The 17,636-nt window shown below is 71.6% G+C and carries 15 protein-coding genes; 3 read left to right on the forward strand and 12 right to left on the reverse strand.

Going from position 1 to position 17,636, the window contains the following annotated elements; genetic code table 11:
- Positions 1–98: 98 nt before the first annotated feature.
- Positions 99–1,247: a glycerate kinase gene (locus ACZ5NJ_RS27235; RefSeq protein WP_468768013.1), complete on the reverse strand. Its 1,149-nt coding sequence runs from the start codon at positions 1,245–1,247 to the stop codon at positions 99–101.
- A 143-nt stretch (positions 1,248–1,390) separates the two neighbouring features.
- Here ACZ5NJ_RS27235 and ACZ5NJ_RS27240 point away from each other — a divergent pair, with 143 nt between their 5' ends.
- From ACZ5NJ_RS27240 to ACZ5NJ_RS27250, 3 genes are read left to right on the forward strand one after another with little or no spacing between them, the layout of a single operon-like run.
- Positions 1,391–3,112, forward strand: a complete 1,722-nt coding sequence (locus tag ACZ5NJ_RS27240) for a BCCT family transporter (protein WP_468768014.1) — start codon at positions 1,391–1,393, stop codon at positions 3,110–3,112.
- Positions 3,113–3,155: 43 nt separating this feature from the next.
- A complete protein-coding gene (locus ACZ5NJ_RS27245) occupies positions 3,156–3,656 on the forward strand; it encodes an NUDIX domain-containing protein (RefSeq protein ID WP_468768016.1) in 501 nt (166 codons plus the stop codon).
- A 55-nt stretch (positions 3,657–3,711) separates the two neighbouring features.
- Positions 3,712–4,140: a hypothetical protein gene (locus ACZ5NJ_RS27250; RefSeq protein WP_468768018.1), complete on the forward strand. Its 429-nt coding sequence runs from the start codon at positions 3,712–3,714 to the stop codon at positions 4,138–4,140.
- A 6-nt stretch (positions 4,141–4,146) separates the two neighbouring features.
- On the opposite strand, the gene ACZ5NJ_RS27255 is transcribed toward ACZ5NJ_RS27250, so the two are convergent.
- From ACZ5NJ_RS27255 to ACZ5NJ_RS27305, 11 genes are all read right to left on the reverse strand, one after another.
- Positions 4,147–4,641, reverse strand: a complete 495-nt coding sequence (locus ACZ5NJ_RS27255) for a methylated-DNA--[protein]-cysteine S-methyltransferase (RefSeq protein WP_468768019.1) — start codon at positions 4,639–4,641, stop codon at positions 4,147–4,149.
- Entirely contained in the window at positions 4,638–6,128 is a 1,491-nt protein-coding gene (locus tag ACZ5NJ_RS27260) for an AlkA N-terminal domain-containing protein (protein WP_468768020.1), read from the reverse strand. Before ACZ5NJ_RS27260 ends, ACZ5NJ_RS27255 begins: the two co-directional genes overlap by 4 nt.
- Positions 6,129–6,522: 394 nt before the next feature.
- Positions 6,523–7,383: a CDP-diacylglycerol--serine O-phosphatidyltransferase gene (pssA, locus tag ACZ5NJ_RS27265; protein WP_237293154.1), complete on the reverse strand. Its 861-nt coding sequence runs from the start codon at positions 7,381–7,383 to the stop codon at positions 6,523–6,525.
- A complete protein-coding gene (locus tag ACZ5NJ_RS27270) occupies positions 7,370–8,026 on the reverse strand; it encodes a phosphatidylserine decarboxylase (protein ID WP_468768021.1) in 657 nt (218 codons plus the stop codon). The genes pssA and ACZ5NJ_RS27270 overlap by 14 nt, the downstream gene beginning before the upstream one ends.
- A gap of 186 nt (positions 8,027–8,212) precedes the next feature.
- Complete coding sequence (locus ACZ5NJ_RS27275; protein ID WP_344166407.1) at positions 8,213–9,418, reverse strand: acyl-CoA dehydrogenase family protein; 1,206 nt, start codon at positions 9,416–9,418, stop codon at positions 8,213–8,215.
- A 2-nt stretch (positions 9,419–9,420) separates the two neighbouring features.
- A complete protein-coding gene (locus ACZ5NJ_RS27280) occupies positions 9,421–9,933 on the reverse strand; it encodes a MaoC family dehydratase (protein ID WP_007267475.1) in 513 nt (170 codons plus the stop codon).
- A gap of 5 nt (positions 9,934–9,938) precedes the next feature.
- A complete protein-coding gene (locus ACZ5NJ_RS27285; RefSeq protein WP_399484595.1) occupies positions 9,939–10,913 on the reverse strand; it encodes an HpcH/HpaI aldolase/citrate lyase family protein in 975 nt (324 codons plus the stop codon).
- Positions 10,910–12,961 (reverse strand): protein meaA, encoded by a 2,052-nt coding sequence (locus tag ACZ5NJ_RS27290; protein WP_468768023.1) that lies wholly within the window; start codon positions 12,959–12,961, stop codon positions 10,910–10,912. Before ACZ5NJ_RS27290 ends, ACZ5NJ_RS27285 begins: the two co-directional genes overlap by 4 nt.
- A 31-nt stretch (positions 12,962–12,992) precedes the next feature.
- On the reverse strand, positions 12,993–14,330 hold the full coding sequence (gene ccrA / locus ACZ5NJ_RS27295) for a crotonyl-CoA carboxylase/reductase (protein WP_468768025.1): 1,338 nt from the start codon (positions 14,328–14,330) through the stop codon (positions 12,993–12,995).
- A 393-nt stretch (positions 14,331–14,723) separates the two neighbouring features.
- The gene (locus ACZ5NJ_RS27300) at positions 14,724–15,539 is read right to left on the reverse strand and encodes a TetR family transcriptional regulator (RefSeq protein ID WP_468768027.1); all 816 of its coding nucleotides are present in this window, start codon (positions 15,537–15,539) and stop codon (positions 14,724–14,726) included.
- Positions 15,540–15,702: 163 nt separating this feature from the next.
- Complete coding sequence (locus ACZ5NJ_RS27305) at positions 15,703–17,505, reverse strand: 3-hydroxyacyl-CoA dehydrogenase family protein (RefSeq protein ID WP_468768029.1); 1,803 nt, start codon at positions 17,503–17,505, stop codon at positions 15,703–15,705.
- Positions 17,506–17,636: the final 131 nt, after the last annotated feature.

Here is a 17,636-nt window from a genome sequence, read left to right on the forward strand (position 1 = left end):
GGCGCGGGCTGTTCGCGGCCCCGCCGGCGCCCCCGGACGGCCGAGGCCCGGCACCCCCGTAGCGGGGTACCGGGCCTCGGGAGCAACGGCCGGCCGGGTCAGAGGACCTCGGCGGCGATGTTCTCCGCGACGCGCTCCAGCAGGGGCCCCGCGTTCGGGATGGACTTCGCCGGGTCCGGCTCCAGGTCCGTCAGGGGGTACGCCTTGCGGATGCCCGCCGCCTCCAGCGCCTCCTGCCCCAGCAGCAGCCGCCCGCACACCGCGACCACCGGCTTCCCCGCGGCCCGCGCCGCCGCCGCGACACCGGCCGGGGCCTTGCCGTGCAGGGTCTGCTCGTCCAGGGAGCCCTCACCGGTGATCACCAGTGTGGCCCGCTCCAGCGCCGGCGCGAAGCCGAGCACCTCCAGCATCAGCTCGATGCCGGGGCGGAAGCTCGCGCCCAGCAGCAGCGCGCCGTAGCCGATGCCGCCCGCGCCGCCCGCGCCGGGGGAGGCGGCGAGCTCGGCGGCCTTGGGGCCGATCGCCTTCTCCAGCACCTGCGCGTAGTGGCCCAGCGCCGCGTCCAGGGTCGCCACGTCCTGCGGCGAGGCCCCCTTTTGCGGGCCGTACACCGCCGCGCAGCCCTTCGGGCCCGTCAGCGGGTTGTCCACGTCGCTGGCCAGGACGAAGTCCACGTCCGCGAACCGCGGGTCGACGCCCGACAGGTCCGCCGACGCCAGCGAGGCCAGCGCGCCGCCGCCCGGGCCCACCGGTGCGCCGTCCGCGTCCAGGAACACCGCGCCCAGTGCGGCGAGCATGCCCGCGCCGCCGTCGGTGGTGGCGCTGCCGCCCACGCCGAAGACGATCGAGCGCGCGCCCGCGTCCAGCGCGGCCTTCAGCAGCTCGCCGGAGCCGTACGTGGTCGCCGTCAGCGCGGCGAAGGTGCCCGCGGGGAGCAGCTGGAGCCCGGAGGCCTCGGCCATCTCGACCACCGCGGTGCCGTCACGGAACGCGAAAGCGGCCGTGACCTGCTCGCCGAGGGGACCGGTGACCCGGACCTCCCGGCGTTCGAACCCGGCCGCCACGGCGGCCGCGACCGTGCCGTCGCCGCCGTCCGCGACGGGGAGGGTCTCGACCTCCACGCCCGGTACGGCCCGGCGAAGACCCGCCGTCACCCGCTCCGCGACCTGAACGGCCGTGAGCGAGCCCTTGAATTTGTCCGCGGCGATGAGCACGCGCGCGGCCTCAGTTACTGCTCCGTCCGTCACCTTGCTAATCCCTTGCTATCGAACAGTGCAGTCGCGCCGCCATGAGCTTATCCGGAGGATCCTCCTATGCCCACGAGTGGCCTGGGCCACATGCGGCGTGCCATGCGCCTAAATACGGATATACGCCTGCATAGTGTGGCCGCATGAGCGCGGAATCACTGGAAGAGGCACGCCCGGACGCCCTCGGCGCGGGGCCCGGCGGCGGCCCGCCGGACGACAGTCCCGACCGTACGGTCGTCACCGTCGGGGTGGCCGCCGTGCTGGCCGTCGTCGCCTGGGCCGCCCTGGGCAAGGACTCCTTCGACAGCGCCTCCGGCTCCGCCCTGGCCTGGGTGCTGGACAACTTCGCCTGGCTCTTCGTGATCGCCGCCGACGTCTTCCTCGTCCTGTGCGTGGTCCTCGCCGTCAGCCGCTTCGGCCGCATCCGGCTCGGCGCCGACGACTCCGAGCCCGAGTTCGGCAACCTCGCGTGGATCGCGATGATGTTCAGCGCCGGCATGGGCATCGGCCTGATGTTCTACGGGGTGGGCGAGCCCCTCACCCACTACCTCGCCCCGCCCCCCGCCAGCGGCGCCGCCCCCCGCACCGGCGACGCGGCCCGCGCCGCCCTCGACTACTCCTTCTTCCACTGGACCCTCACCCCGTGGGCCATCTACGGCATCGCCGGCCTCGCCCTCGCCTACGCCACCTTCCGCAAGGGCCGCGGCAACCGCCTCAGCTCCGCCTTCGTCCCCCTCATGGGCGAGCGCCGGGCCGCCGGCTGGCCGGGCAGGGCCATCGACCTGCTCGCCGTCTTCGCCACCGTCTTCGGCACCGCCACCAGCCTCGGCCTCGGCGCCCTCCAGGTCGCCGAGGGCCTGAACATCACCACCGGGATCCGCGCCTCGACCGGCGTCGAGCTGGTCATCATCGGATCGCTCTCCGCCGCCTTCGTGCTGTCCGCCTTCTCCGGACTGCACAAGGGCGTCAAATGGCTCAGCACCCTCAACGTCGTACTCGCCGCCGCCCTGATGCTCTTCGTCTTCCTGCTCGGCCCGACCGTCTACGTCCTCGACGTGATCCCCGCCGGCGTCGGCAGCTATCTGCACGAGCTGCTGCCCATGGCCAGCCGCACCGGCGCCTTCACCGACCGGGCCTGGCTCGGCGCGTGGACGATCTTCTACTGGGCGTGGTGGCTCTCCTGGGCCCCCTTCGTCGGCACCTTCATCGCACGGATCTCCCGCGGCCGCACCATCCGCGAGTTCCTCGTCGGGGTGCTCCTCGTCCCCTCCGGCGCCACGGTCGTCTGGTTCTGCGTCATGGGCGGCACCGCCATCCGCCTGGACTCCACCGGCGCCGCCGACCTCGCCGCCAAGGCCAAGGAGGGCGCGGAGGCCTCGCTCTTCGCGATGCTCGACGCCCTGCCGCTCGGCACCCTCACCTCCTGGGTGGCCATGGCCCTGGTCATGACGTACTTCATCACCAGCGCCGACTCCGCCTCCCTGGTCATGGGCTCGCTCACCAGCCGCGGCTCCCTGCACCCGCCGACCTGGCTCGTGGTCACCTGGGGCGTCCTGATGGCCGCCGTCGCCGCCGTCCTGCTCGTCGCGGGCGGCCTGAAGTCCCTCCAGGCCGCGACCATCCTCGTCGCCCTGCCGTTCGTGCTCGTCATGCTGCTGCTGTGCTGGGCGCTGCTGCGCGAACTGCGCGAGGACCCCGGCGCCGGACCCGCCCGCCACCCCGCCCTGCACGGGCTGCGCGACGCCGTCCGGGCCATGGTGGGCGAGGCCGTCACCGAGGCGAACCCCGTCCGCCACCCCCGGCTGCGCCGCGTCGCCGAGGGCCGGGGCCGCGACCGCGAGGACGGCCCGGACCCGCGGGGGTGAACCACCCGGAACGGGTCCCGGGCGGGCCCGTTAGGGTGGCGGCGTGACCACCACGGATGACTTCGCCACCTACATCGCGAGCCTGCCCCGGGTGCTGGCCGGCGCCGCCGCCCTCTTCCGCGACGAGCGGGGCCGGGTCCTGCTCGTCGAGCCCAACTACCGCGAGGGCTGGGCCCTGCCGGGCGGCACGATCGAATCCGACCTGGGCGAGTCGCCCCGTACGGCCGCCCGCCGCGAGAGCGCCGAGGAGATCGGCCTCGACCTGCCCCTCGGCCGGCTCCTCGCCGTCGACTGGAGCCTGGGCGAGGGCCGCCCGCCGCTGGTCGCCTACCTCTACGACGGCGGCGTGCTCGACTCCGCCCAGCTGGCGTCCATCACCCTCCAGGAGGAGGAACTGCTCTCCTGGAAGCTCGTCGAGCCCGCCGAGCTCCCCGCCTACCTCCTCGGGTCGCTCGGCCGGCGCACCCAAGAGGCCTGTCGCGTACTGGAGTCGGGGGAGGGGACCGTGGAACTGGAGAACGGCCGCCGCCCCGGGAACGCCTGAACCGCCCCACGCCCCTGCCTGTCCCGAACGCCTCGACCCAGGGCAGAATCAACAGATGATCACGATGTACGCCTGGCCGAGCACGGCCGACGGTCCCGACGCCCTTCCCATGGTCCACTTCACCACCGAGGAGCAGTCGGGCGGCGAGGTCTCCCCCGAGGGGATGCCGGTCTGGCTGTTCGACACCGCGATCCGCGAGGGCGGCTGGGCCAACTTCGAGGACTTCGAGGCCTGGTCCGCGCCCGCCGAGGGCTGGCAGGCCTTCTACCGCCGGGAGGACGACGTCCTCGCCGTCACCGGCCCCGGCCCCTGCGAGGGCTGGTACCAGGGCCGGCTCGGCGCCGACGGCGACTGGGTGAAGGCCGCCGCGACCCAGCAGAGCCTGGTCCTGCTCGCCGCGCCGGTCCAGCACCCGTCCCTCTACGCCTACGCCGTCGAGGCGGGCGCCGGTTTCGCGCTGCTGGTCCCCCTGGCGGTGGTCTGACCCCGGTCAGGCACCGCGGCCCTCGAACTCCAGCAGCCGCACCTTGCGCTCGATCCCGCCGCCGTAGCCCGTCATCGAGCCGGAGGCGCCGATCACGCGGTGGCAGGGCACGATGATGCCGACCGGGTTCTTCCCGTTGGCCAGGCCCACCGCACGGGAGGCGCCCGGCTTCCCGAGCTCCGCCGCGAGCCGCCCGTAGGACCAGGTCTGCCCGTACGGGATCCGGACGAGCTGCTCCCAGACGCTGCGCTGGAACGCGGTCCCCTCCAGCTTCACCGGGACGGTGAACTCGGTCAGCTCGCCGGCGAAGTACGCGGTGAGCTGCCGCACCACCTCGGGGAACGGCTCCTCGGCCGCCGCGACCCGCTCGCCGAAGGACTCCTCGTCCGGGCGGTGGCGCTGGCCGGTCATGTACAGCCCGCTCAGGACCCCGTCGGTGGCGACGAGGGTCAGCGCCCCGTACGGGCTGTCGACGACGGTGTGCTGCCTGGTGCTGGTCACGACGGTGCTCCTTCTGCGGGCATGCGGTTGATCGGGTGGTCGTCGGTGGCCCAGAGGTACTGGACGGCGTACGCGCGCCAGGGCCGCCAGCCGGCCGCGCGGGCGGTGAGCGCGGCGGGCGTCGAGGGCAGCCCCAGCCCCCGGGCGGCCTTGCGGACCCCGAGGTCGGAGGGGAGGAAGGCGTCCGGGTCGCCCAGGGCCCGCATCGCGATGATCTCCGTGGTCCACGGCCCGAATCCGGGCAGGGCGCCCAGCCGGGCGCGGGCCACCTCCCAGTCGCTGTCGATGCCCAGCGGCAGGGAGCCGTCGGCCAGGGCCGCGATCAGGGTGGTGAGCGTGGTGCGGCGGCTGCGCGGCATCGACAGCGCCTCGGGATCGAGGCCCGCCAGCGTCCCGGGGGAGGGGAACAGGTGCGTCAGCCCGCCCTGCGGGTCCTCGACGGGCTCCCCGTACGCGGTCACCAGGCGGGCCGCGTGGGTCCGCGCGGCGGCCGTGGACACCTGCTGCCCGAGCACCGCCCGTACGGCGAACTCCGCCGCGTCGACGGTACGGGGCACCCGGCGCCCGGGCGCCTTGTCCACCAGCGGGGCCAGCAGCGGGTCGGTGCGCAGCTGGTCGTCGACGGCCTCGGGGTCGGCGTCCAGGTCGAGCATCCACCGGCAGCGGCTGATGGCGATGGTCAGGTCCCGCAGGTCGGTCAGCGCGAGCCGGCAGCCGATGTGGTCGGGGCCGGGGGTGAGGGCGACGATCCCGGAGCCGTGGGGGAGCCGCAGCGTCCGACGGTAGGCCCCGTCCCGCCACTCCTCCACGCCGGGGACGGCGGTGGCGACGAGGTGGCCGAAGAGGTTGTCGGGGTTCAGCGGGGCCCGGTAGGGCAGCCGCAGGCTCAGGGTCCCGGGGATCCGCGGCTCCCGCCGCCCCGCCCGGGCGGCGCGGGCCCGCAGCTCGCCGGGGGTGAGGGCGAAGACCTCGCGGACGGTCTCGTTGAAGTTCCGGATGGAGGAGAAGCCGGCGGCGAAGGCGACGTCGCCCATCGGCAGCTCGGAGGTCTCGATCAGCAGCCGGGCGGTCTGCGCGCGCTGGGCGCGGGCCAGGGCGAGGGGGCCGGCGCCGAGCTCGGCGTTCAGCTGCCGCTCGACCTGCCGGGCGGAGTAGCCGAGCCGCGTGGCGAGCCCGGGGACCCCCTCGCGGTCGACGACCCCGTCCTGGATGAGCCGCATCGCGCGGGCGACGGCGTCGGCGCGGGCGTTCCACTCGGGGGACCCGGGGCTGGTGTCGGGCCGGCACCGCTTGCAGGCCCGGTAGCCGGCCTGCTGGCAGGCGGCCGCGCTGGGCAGGAAGCTCATGTTCTCGACCTTGGGCGGCACGGCCGGGCAGCTGGGCCGGCAGTAGATGCCGGTCGTCCGGACCGCGGTGAAGAACCACCCGTCGAAACGGGCGTCCTTCGACTGCACGGCCCTGACGCAGCGGTCGGTGTCGGTGTACATGGCTCCAGCATCCCGGCCGGCCGGGGGTGGGGCTGGCGGTTTTCCGACATCAAGCCTAGCCCTCCCGGGGGGCGGGGGTGGCGTGGTCCCGCTGCGCGGGGCGAGGTCCCCTACCCGCCCTTCGCCCGTTCCCTGGGGGCTCCGCCCCCAGACCCCCGCGCCTCAAACGCCGGCTGGGCTGGAAATTCGCTGCGCGAATTCCAGCCCGCGCGGCGTTTGAGCGCACCGGGCGCGGAGCGCACGGTATCGGGGTCAGGGGCAGAGCCCCTGGGAACGGTGGAAGGGCGGGTAGGGGACCTCGCCCCGCGCAGCGGCACCCGCGCAGCCCCGCCGGGGAACGGCGAAGGCCCCGGGGGCCAAGTGGGACCCCGGGGCCTTCGGAAGCTGCGCCGCGCTACGGGAGCTGCGCCGCGCGGGCCTCGCGTCGGTTGTGGCGGAACGTGTTCGCCCGCCGCGTCGTCGCGAACAGCGGAATCGTCGCCGCGAGGGCGATCTGCAGCGCGCACCCCGTCTGGAGCAGCAGCTGGCCGCCCGGGGCGTCGAACGCCCAGGCCGCCAGGAGGCCCATGGCCCCCACGATCCAGCTGAGCATCGCCGCCGCGAGGGCCCCCCGCGGCTTCGGGTACTCGACCCGGCTGACCATCAGCCAGGCCACGCCCACGATCGCCAGCAGCGTCGGGACGAACGGCAGCTCCAGCAGGACGATCGAGACGACCGTCAGCGCGCCGAAGGGGCTCGGCATGCCCTGGAACATGCCGTCCTTCATCGTCACGCAGCTGAATCTCGCCAGGCGCAGGACCACGGCCAGCAGGACCACGATCGCCGCCAGCGCCGACACCTTCTGGTGCGCGTCGTCGGCGACCATCCCGTAGACCAGCACGAAGTACGCCGGCGCGAGGCCGAAGCTGATCAGGTCGGAGAGGTTGTCCAGCTCGGCGCCCATCGGGGAGCTGCGCAGCTTGCGGGCGACGATGCCGTCGAAGAGGTCGAAGACCGCCGCGAGCAGCATCAGTATCACCGCGGTCGCCGCGCTGTGCCGGGCCATGCCGGACTCGCCGCTGCCGGTCAGGTGCGGGATGAGGATCCCGGTGGTGGTGAAGTACACCGCCATGAACCCGCAGGTCGCGTTGCCCAGGGTGAGCGTGTCCGCTATCGACAGCCGCAGCGAGAGCGGCATGTCGTCCTCGGCGGACTCCTCCGGGGCGGACTCGGGCACCCAGCCGGTGGCAGGAGTCTCGGGGTCAGTCACGGTCAATTCGGGTCACCCCCGCGGTGGTGGCCTGACCGACCTCGACCGCGACCTCGACGCCCTCCGGGAGGTAGATGTCGACGCGGGAGCCGAAGCGGATCAGACCGATGCGTTCGCCCTGCTCCACCTTGGTGCCGGCCGGCAGGTACGGGACGATGCGACGGGCGACGGCGCCGGCGATCTGCACCATCTCGATGTCGCCGAGCTCGGTGTCGAAGTGCCAGACGACGCGCTCGTTGTTCTCGCTCTCCTTGTTGAACGCCGGGACGAACCCGCCGGGGATGTGCTCCACGGACGTCACCGTGCCGGCCAGGGGCGCGCGGTTGACGTGGACGTTCAGCGGGCTCATGAAGATCGCGACGCGGGTGCGCCCGTCCTTCCACGGCATGATGCTCTGCACCACACCGTCGGCGGGCGAGATGACGCGGCCCTGGGCGATCTCGCGCTCGGGGTCGCGGAAGAACCACAGCATGCCCGCCGCGAGCGCGGTGGTGGGCACGGCCACAGCGGCCCAGCGCCCGGACTTGCGGGCCCGGGCCAGGCTGAGGGCCGCGGTGGCAACGGTCGGCAGAAGCCACGGCGATGCTCCGCGCGCGAGGCGTACGCCGAGTCGGCTGTCGCGAGGTGCAGAGGTTTGGCTGTGGGGCATGGATGACCTTCGTAGCGGGTGATTGCCGCGCCGCAAACGGGGGGACGGGACGGCGGCTTTACTGGAATGCTATCGGTTGCGCGCAACAACTGGGCAAGCCAGAAGCCGAGTCGATGGCCCCCAGCCAGTGACTCGCAGTGACTCTCCCACGGAAAACCGTGGGATGAGTCACCGCAAAAGGGACTTTCAGCCCTGGACTCGGTACTCCTCCAGCAGGCGGCGCCCGATGATCATTTTCTGGATCTCGGCGGTACCTTCACCGATCAGAAGCATCGGGGCCTCCCGGTAGAGACGCTCGATCTCGTACTCCTTCGAGAATCCGTAGCCGCCGTGGATGCGGAAGGCATCCTCGACGACCTCCTTGCAGTATTCGGAGGCGAGGTACTTCGCCATGCCGGCTTCCAGGTCGTTTCGTTCCCCGGAGTCCTTTTTGCGTGCTGCGTTCACCATCATGGCATGGGCCGCTTCGACCTTGGTAGCCATCTCGGCCAGCTTGAACTGGATGGCCTGGTGCTGGGCGATGGCCTTGCCGAAAGTGTGACGTTGCTGGGCATAAGAGACACCCAGCTCGAACGCACGCTGCGCGACGCCACAGCCACGGGCCGCCACGTTGACGCGGCCGACCTCGACCCCGTCCATCATTTGGTAAAACCCTCGGCCGGTCTGGCCGCCGAGGACCCGATTGGCCGGAATGCGCAGTCCGTCCATGATCAGCTCGGTGGTGTCGACACCCTTGTAGCCCATCTTGTCGATCTTGCCCGGGATGGTCAGGCCCGGGCGGACCTCACCGAAGCCCGGCTCCTTCTCGACGAGGAAGGTGGTCATCGACTTGTGCGGGGCCGTGCCCTCGGGGTGTCCTTCGTCACTCCGCACCAGGACGGCCACCAGGGTCGACGAGCCGCCGTTCGTCAGCCACATCTTCTGGCCGTTCAGGACGTACTCGTCGCCGTCCTTGACCGCCTTGGACGTGATGGCCGACACATCGGAGCCCAGTCCCGGCTCCGACATCGAGAACGCGCCGCGCACCTCGCCCAGCGCCATGCGCGGGAGGAAGTACTCCTTCTGCTCCTGCGTGCCGTGCTGCTTGAGCATGTACGCCACGATGAAGTGGGTGTTGATGATGCCCGAGACGGACATCCAGCCGCGCGCTATCTCCTCGACGCACAGCGCGTAGGTGAGCAGCGACTCACCCAGGCCGCCGTACTCCTCGGGGATCATCAGGCCGAAGAGGCCGAGCTCCTTGAGCCCGTCGACGATCTGCTGCGGGTACTCGTCGCGGTGCTCCAGCTCGGTCGCGACCGGGATGATCTCCTTGTCGACGAACTCCCGGACGGTCTTCAGGATCTCCTGCTGGACGTCCGTGAGCCCGGCGGTCTGGGCGAGTCGGGCCATGGCTACTTCCCCTGTTCCTTCAGCTGAGGCCGGCCGGGCTGCTCGCCGCCGCGCGCCTTGATGTACGTCTCGGTCGGGACCATCACCTTGCGCCGGAAGACGCAGACGAGGGTGCCGTCCTGCTTGTAGCCCTTGGTCTCCACGTACACGATCCCGCGGTCGTCCTTGGACTTCGACGGGGTCTTGTCGAGGACCGTGGTCTCGCCGTAGATCGTGTCGCCGTGGAAGGTCGGCGCCACGTGCCGCAGGGACTCGATCTCCAGGTTGGCGATGGCCTTCCCGGAGACGTCCGGCACGGACATGCCCAGCAGCAGCGAGTAGACGTAGTTGCCCACGACCACGTTCTTGCCGAAGTCGGTCGTGTTCTCCGCGTAATTGCTGTCCATGTGGAGCGGGTGGTGGTTCATGGTCAGCAGACAGAAGAGGTGGTCGTCGTACTCCGTGACCGTCTTCCCGGGCCAGTGCTTGTAGACCGCGCCGACCTCGAACTCTTCGTAGGTGCGTCCGAACTGCATGGCGCTCAGGCCTCCGGGATCTCGAACTTGGTGGTGCGCTGCATGCCGGCGGCCCGGCCCTTGCCGGCGATGACCAGGGCCATCTTGCGGCTGGCCTCGTCGATCATCTCGTCGCCGAGCATCGCGGAGCCCTTCTTGCCGCCCGCCTCGGAGGTGCACCAGTCGTACGCGTCGAGGATCAGCTCGGCGTGGTCGTAGTCCTCCTGCGAGGGGGAGAAGACCTCGTTGGCCGCGTCGACCTGGCCCGGGTGCAGGACCCACTTGCCGTCGAAGCCCAGGGCGGCGGCGCGGCCGGCGACCTCGCGGTAGGCGTCCACGTCGCGGATCTGGAGGAAGGGGCCGTCGATCGCCTGGAGGTCGTGCGTGCGGGCCGCCATCAGGATCCGCATCAGGATGTAGTGGTAGGCGTCCGCCGGGTAGCCGGGCGGCTGCATGCCCACGACCAGGGACTTCATGTTGATCGAGGCCATGAAGTCGGCCGGGCCGAAGATGATGGTCTCCAGGCGCGGCGAGGCGGCGGCGATCTCGTCGACGTTCACCAGGCCCTTGGCGTTCTCGATCTGCGCCTCGATGCCGATCTTGCCGACCTCGAAGCCCATGGTCTTCTCGATCTGGGTGAGCAGGAGGTCGAGCGCCACGACCTGCTGGGCGTCCTGGACCTTCGGCAGCATGATGCAGTCGAGGTTCTGGCCGGCGCCCTCGACGACCGTGATGACGTCGCGGTACGTCCAGTGGGTGGTCCAGTCGTTGACGCGCACCACGCGGGTCTTGCCGGTCCAGTCGCCGTTGTTCAGCGCGTCCACGATGGTGTGGCGGGCGCCTTCCTTGGCGAGCGGCGCGCAGGCGTCCTCCAGGTCCAGGAAGACCTGGTCGGCCGGCAGACCCTGGGCCTTCTCCAGGAACCGGGGGTTGGAGCCCGGCACCGCGAGGCAGGAACGGCGCGGCCGCAGCCGGTTCACGGGGGACGTGGGCGTGGTCATGCGGAGACCTCCAGGGGGTCGAGCTTGTTCGCTTTCCGGATCTCGTCGACGATACGGCCGATGATCTCCGTGATACCGAAGTCCTTGGGTGTGAAGACGGCGGCGACTCCGGCCGCCTTGAGGGCGATGGCATCGGCGTTCGGAATGATGCCGCCGAGGACCACGGGGATGTCACCCGCCCCCGCCGTACGGAGGCGTTCCAGCACGTCCGGCACGAGCGCGCTGTGCGAGCCGGACAGGATGGACAGTCCCACGCAGTGCACGTCCTCGGCCAGCGCCGCCGTCGAGATCTCCTCGGGCGTCAGCCGGATGCCCTGGTAGACGACCTCGAAGCCGGCGTCGCGGGCCCGCACGGCGATCTGCTCGGCGCCGTTGGAGTGCCCGTCCAGGCCGGGCTTGCCGACCAGCAGGCGCAGCCGGCCGGAGCCCAGCTCGTCCGCCGTGCGGGCGACCTTCTCGCGGACCAGGGCCAGCGGGGTGCCCTCCTCGGCGGTGACGGCCACCGGGGCCGAGGAGACCCCGGTCGGGGCGCGGAACTCGCCGAAGACCTCGCGCAGGGCGTTGGCCCACTCGCCGGTGGTGACACCGGCCCGGGCGCACTCCAGGGTGGCCTCCATCAGGTTCTCGGTCCCGGCGGCGGCCTCCTTCAGCCGGTCCAGGGCCTGGCCCACGGTCGGGAAGACGAACGGGTCTCCCTCCCCCTGCCGTTCCGAGGACTCCTGCCGCTCGGCGCGCCAGCGCACGATCCGCTCCACGGTCAGCGCCTCGGTGGCCGGGTCGACCGTCATGATCGCCCCGTCGAGGTCGGCGGTGAGCGGGTTCTCCTCGGTCTGCTGGAAGCAGTTGACGCCGACGATCTTGTCCTCGCCGGCCTCGATCCGGGCGCGCCGCTCGGCGTGCGAGGAGACCAGCTCGCCCTTGAGGTACCCGGACTCGACGGCGGCCATCGCGCCGCCCATCTCCTGGATCCGGTCGATCTCGGCCAGGCAGTCGGCGACCAGGGAGTCGACCTTGGCCTCGATGACGTGGGAGCCGGCGAAGATGTCCTCGTACTCCAGCAGGTCGCTCTCGTGCGCGAGGACCTGCTGGATGCGCAGCGACCACTGCTGGTCCCAGGGCCGGGGCAGGCCCAGCGCCTCGTTCCAGGCGGGCAGCTGCACCGCGCGGGCGCGGGCGTCCTTGGAGAGGGTGACGGCCAGCATCTCCAGCACGATGCGCTGGACGTTGTTCTCCGGCTGCGCCTCGGTGAGGCCGAGGGAGTTGACCTGGACGCCGTAGCGGAAGCGGCGCTGCTTGGCGTCCTCGATGCCGTAGCGCTCCCGGGTGACCTGGTCCCAGATGCGGCCGAAGGCGCGCATCTTGCACATCTCCTCGATGAAGCGGACGCCCGCGTTCACGAAGAAGGAGATACGGGCGACCACCTCGCCGAAACGATCCTCCGGCACCTGGCCCGAGTCGCGCACCGAGTCCAGGACGGCGATCGCGGTGGACATCGCGTACGAGATCTCCTGGACCGGGGTGGCCCCGGCCTCCTGGAGGTGGTACGAGCAGATGTTGATCGGGTTCCACTTCGGGATGTGGTTGACCGTGTACGCGATCATGTCCGTCGTCAGGCGGAGGGACGGTCCCGGCGGGAAGACGTGCGTCCCGCGCGAGAGGTACTCCTTGACGATGTCGTTCTGGGTGGTGCCCTGGAGCTTGGCGATGTCCGCGCCCTGCTCCTCGGCGGCCACCTGGTAGAGCGCCAGCAGCCACATGGCGGTGGCGTTGATCGTCATCGAGGTGTTCATCTGCTCCAGGGGGATGTCCTGGAACAGCCGCCGCATGTCCCCCAGGTGGGAGACGGGGACGCCGACCCGGCCGACCTCGCCGCGGGCGAGGACGTGGTCCGGGTCGTAACCGGTCTGCGTCGGCAGGTCGAAGGCCACCGACAGGCCGGTCTGTCCCTTGGCGAGGTTGCGGCGGTACAGCTCGTTGGACGCCTCGGCCGTGGAGTGGCCGGCGTACGTCCGCATGAGCCACGGACGGTCCTTCTGGCGCTCTGTCATCTCAGGCGATCCTTACGGCCTTTGAGCGGACTCAGACGTTGCGGAAGCGGTTGATGGCGTCGAGGTGCTTGGCGCGCAGCTCGTGGTCGCGGACGCCCAGGCCCTCCTCGGGGGCGAGCGCGAGGACGCCGACCTTGCCCTGGTGGAGGTTGCGGTGGACGTCGTACGCGGCCTGGCCGGTCTGCTCCAGGGAGTAGACCTTGGAGAGGGTGGGGTGGATCTTGCCCTTGGCGATCAGACGGTTGGCCTCCCAGGCCTCGCGGTAGTTCGCGAAGTGCGAGCCGATGATCCGCTTCAGCGACATCCACAGGTAGCGGTTGTCGTACTCGTGCATGTAGCCCGAGGTGGAGGCGCAGGTGGTGATGGTGCCGCCCTTGCGGGTGACGTAGACGGAGGCGCCGAAGGTCTCGCGGCCCGGGTGCTCGAAGACGATGTCGATGTCCTCGCCGCCGGTCAGCTCGCGGATGCGCTTGCCGAAGCGCTTCCACTCCTTGGGGTCCTGGGTCTGCTCGTCCTTCCAGAACTTGTAGCCCTCGGCGTTGCGGTCGATGACCGCCTCGGCGCCCATGGACCGGCAGATCTCGGCCTTCTCCGGGGAGGAGACGACGCAGATCGGGTTGGCGCCACCGGCCAGGGCGAACTGGGTGGCGTAGGAGCCCAGGCCGCCGCTGGCGCCCCAGATGAGGACGTTGTCGCCCTGCTTCATGCCGGCGCCGTTGCGGGAGACCAGCTGGCGGTAGGCGGTGGAGTTGACCAGGCCGGGGGAGGCGGCCTCCTCCCAGCTCAGGTGGTCGGGCTTCGGCATCAGCTGGTTGGACTTGACCAGCGCTATCTCGGCAAGGCCGCCGAAGTTGGTCTCGAAGCCCCAGATGCGCTGCTCGGGGTCGAGCATCGTGTCGTTGTGGCCGTCCGAGGACTCCAGCTCGACCGACAGGCAGTGCGCGACGACCTCGTCGCCCGGCTTCCAGGAGTTGACCCCGGGGCCGGTGCGCAGCACGACGCCCGCGAGGTCGGAGCCGATGATGTGGTAGGGGAGGTCGTGGCGCTTGCTGAGGTCGCTCAGCCTGCCGTAGCGCTCCAGGAAGCTGAAGGTCGACACCGGCTCGAAGATCGAGGTCCAGACCGAGTTGTAGTTGACCGAGGAGGCCATGACGGCCACCAGGGCCTCGCCCGGGCCGAGTTCCGGCACCGGGACCTGGTCCAGGTGCAGGGACTTGCGGGGGTCCTTGTCCCGGCTGGCGAGACCGTCGAACATCTCGGTCTCGTCCTTGTGCACGGTGATCGCGCGGTACGAGTCGGGCAGCGGCAGCGCCGCGAAGTCTGCGGCGGTGGCGGACTGCGACTGAATCGCGTCCAGGATGTCCTTCACGGTGTTGCCTCCGGCTGAGCGCTGTTTGAGGGTGCGCAGAGGGGTACGCGGTGCGTGCGTGGGAGCTGGTCGTGGGTGCTGCGAGGTGCCGTCGGTCCGGCGGGCTGTGGTGCGGCCGCGCCTGTGGTGGGGCGGGCGGGGGCCTGGTGACGCAGGCATCCGGGGCGCGTTCCGTGCCGAGTGGGCGTGGACCGCGGGGACGTCCGGACGGGATTCAACGTATGGCACCCCGTGTCACTCGGCAAGGCACTGCGTGCCAAAAATTTCTCTCATTTGCCTACTGACCTGCGCAGATGAGCGATGATCGATCAGAGTTACCCACGAGTAGGGGCAAGCCGGACAAACGAAAGCGGCCGCCCCCGTACCGGGAGCGGCCGCTGTGACGCGAGCGACTTACCTGTTCTTGAGTGCTTCTTCGATGGTCCGCATGACCTCGTCGAGCGGGGCGTCGGTCCGGGCCACCGCGACGAGCACCTCGCCCTCCGTGCGCACCGCCGTCTGCGGGACCGCCGGAGCGCCGCCCAGCGAGCGGCCGGCGCCGATCCCCGACCCGAAGGTCTTGCGGACGATTCCGAAGGCGTGGTCCAGCTGCGCCTCCACGTCCCCCTGGCCGCCGGCCCGCAGCCAGCGCCGCAGCACGTGGTTGTGCGCGGTCACCACCGCGGACGCGGCCACCTCGGCGAGCAGCGGGTCGTCGTTGCCGTCGTGGTGGTCGGTCTCGTCGAAATGGGCCAGCAGGTAGCGGGTGAACAGCCGCTCGTAGCGGGCCACCGAGGCGATCTCCCGCTCCCGCAGCGCCGGTACCTCGCGGGTCAGCCGGTAGCGCTCCACCGACACCGCCGGCGAGGCGGCGTACATCTTCATGACTTCCTTGATCCCCCGGCACACCGTGTCCAGCGGGTGCTCGTGCGCCGGGGCCACGTCCAGGACCGCCTCGGCGCGGATCAGGGTGTCGTCGTGGTCCGGGAAGATCGCCTCTTCCTTGGACCGGAAATGCCGGAAGAAGGTCCGGCGCGCCACCCCGGCGGCCGCGGCGATCTCGTCGACCGTCGTGGCCTCGTACCCCTTCGTCGCGAACAGCTCCATGGCCGCCGTCGCGAGCTCGCGGCGCATCTTCAGGCGCTGGGCCGCCGCCCGGGTGCCCGCCGTGCCCTCGGGGGCGTCGGAGGCCGAGGAGGCGCGGGGTGAGGTCTTGGCGGGCTGGGACATAGAGCGAAAGTACTTCATCCGGGCGGGTGTGCGCGCCGGAGGGGGGTGGGCGGGGGGCGGATGCGGGGGAGAGCCCGCACTGGGCTCGGGAGGGTGTGTCCGCCGTGAGGGTCCGGCGGACCCGAGCAGCCCTCCCCACGCATCCTGCTCAGGGCCCGGCGGGTTACCGGCGGGCGTACTCACGGAATCCGCGGCCGGTCTTCCGGCCCAGGCAGCCCGCGGCGACCAGGTGCTCCAGCAGCGGCGACGGGGCCAGGCCCGGGTCGCGGAACTCGCGGTGGAGCACCTTCTCGATGGCCAGCGACACGTCCAGGCCGACCACGTCGAGGAGCTCGAACGGGCCCATCGGGTAGCCGCCGCCCAGCTTCATCGCGGCGTCGATGTCGTCGAGGCTGGCGTAGTGCTGCTCGACCATCTTGACCGCGTTGTTCAGGTACGGGAACAGCAGCGCGTTCACGATGAACCCGGCCCGGTCCCCGCAGTCCACCGCGTGCTTGCGGACCTTGCCGCAGACCTCGCGGACCGTGGCGTGCACGTCGTCGGCGGTCAGGACGGTCCGGACCACCTCGACCAGCTTCATGGCCGGTGCCGGGTTGAAGAAGTGCATCCCGATCACGTCCTGCGGGCGCTCGGTGGCCCGCGCCACGGCGATCACCGGCAGCGAGGAGGTGGTGGTGGCCAGCACCGCGCCGGGCTTGCAGACCTTGTCCAGGCCCGCGAACAGCTGCTGCTTGACCTCCAGGTCCTCGGCGACGGCCTCCACGGCCAGGTCCACCTCGGCGAAGGCCTCCAGCGACCCGGCCGGGGTGACCAGCGCGAGGGTCTGCGCGGCGGCCTCCTCGGTCAGGCGGCCCCTGGACACCGCACGGTCCAGGGACTTCCCGATCGCGGCCTTCGCGGCCTCCGCCTTCTCCTGGCTCCGCGCGGCCAGCACCACCGGGTATCCGGCCTGCGCGAAGACCTGCGCGATCCCGCTCGCCATGGTCCCGGAGCCGGCCACGCCGACCGAGTGGACCGGGCGGCCCGAGCCCAGCAGGGAGCCGTCCAGCGGCGTCTGGAGGTCGCGGACGACCACAGGGCTGCCCGGGGCCTCGTACGTGTAGAAGCCGCGGCCGGCCTTCTGCCCGGTCAGGCCCGCCTCCACGAGGTGGCCCAGGATCGGGGCCGGGGCGTGCAGCCGGTCGCCGGAGGAGGCGTACATGGCCTCCAGGACCGTACGGGCGGTGTCCACGCCGACCAGGTCGAGCAGGGCGAGGGGGCCCATCGGCAGGCCGCAGCCCAGCTTCATGGCCGCGTCGATGTCCTCGCGGGAGGCGTACTTGGCCTCGTACATCGCGGCGGCCTGGTTGAGGTAGCCGAAGAGCAGGCCGTCGGCGACGAAGCCGGGCCGGTCGCCGACCGCGACGGGCTCCTTGCCCAGCTCCCGGGCCAGGGCGGTGACCGCCTCGACCGCGGCGGGCGAGGTCAGCACGCTGGAGACGATCTCGACGAGCTTCATCGCCGGGGCCGGGTGGAAGAAGTGCATGCCCAGGACGCGCTCGGGCCGCAGCGACTCGGCGGCGAGCCGGGTCACGGACAGCGCGTTGGTGCCGGTGGCCAGGACCGTGTCGGGCCGGACGATCGCGTCCAGTTCCCGGAACACCCGGAGCTTGAGGTCGTAGTCCTCCGGGACCACCTCGATGACCAGGTCGGCGTCGGCGGCGGCGGACAGCTCGGTGGAGGTGCGGAAGCGGGCGAGGACCTCCTCGCGCTCCTCCTCGGTGAGCTTGTACTTGGCCACCGAGCGGGCCGTGGCGGCCGCGAGGGCCCCGGCGGCCCGGCGGGCGGCCGTCTCGCTGACGTCGATGCCGACGACCTCGCGGCCGGCCCGGGCGAGGACCTCGGCGATGCCGGTGCCCATGGTGCCCAGGCCGACGACGGCGATGGTGTGCGGGGAGGAGGGACTGGACGTGGACGGAAGGTCCATCGCGGGACTCCAGTGGAATGAGGGTGACGACTGAGGGAGGGCGCGCGCGGCGCACGGTGCGCGCGAAGAGCCGTACGGCCTGCCGGATGGGCTGCGGCCGTGCGGGGAGCGGGCCCGGAGGGATCGCGCCC

The organism is Streptomyces sp. NPDC032091 (assembly GCF_055580265.1).

Bases quoted from the DNA above. Each gene is read 5' to 3' on its own strand.
- ACZ5NJ_RS27240 (WP_468768014.1), top strand. From the start codon at position 1,391: ATGAGCGCGGAATCACTGGAAGAGGCACGCCCGGACGCCCTCGGCGCG.
- ACZ5NJ_RS27250 (WP_468768018.1), top strand. From the start codon at position 3,712: ATGATCACGATGTACGCCTGGCCGAGCACGGCCGACGGTCCCGACGCC.
- ACZ5NJ_RS27260 (WP_468768020.1), bottom strand. From the start codon at position 6,128: ATGTACACCGACACCGACCGCTGCGTCAGGGCCGTGCAGTCGAAGGAC.
- ACZ5NJ_RS27270 (WP_468768021.1), bottom strand. From the start codon at position 8,026: ATGCCCCACAGCCAAACCTCTGCACCTCGCGACAGCCGACTCGGCGTA.
- ACZ5NJ_RS27275 (WP_344166407.1), bottom strand. From the start codon at position 9,418: ATGGCCCGACTCGCCCAGACCGCCGGGCTCACGGACGTCCAGCAGGAG.
- ACZ5NJ_RS27280 (WP_007267475.1), bottom strand. From the start codon at position 9,933: ATGCAGTTCGGACGCACCTACGAAGAGTTCGAGGTCGGCGCGGTCTAC.
- ACZ5NJ_RS27285 (WP_399484595.1), bottom strand. From the start codon at position 10,913: ATGACCACGCCCACGTCCCCCGTGAACCGGCTGCGGCCGCGCCGTTCC.
- ACZ5NJ_RS27290 (WP_468768023.1), bottom strand. From the start codon at position 12,961: ATGACAGAGCGCCAGAAGGACCGTCCGTGGCTCATGCGGACGTACGCC.
- ACZ5NJ_RS27300 (WP_468768027.1), bottom strand. From the start codon at position 15,539: ATGTCCCAGCCCGCCAAGACCTCACCCCGCGCCTCCTCGGCCTCCGAC.
- ACZ5NJ_RS27305 (WP_468768029.1), bottom strand. From the start codon at position 17,505: ATGGACCTTCCGTCCACGTCCAGTCCCTCCTCCCCGCACACCATCGCC.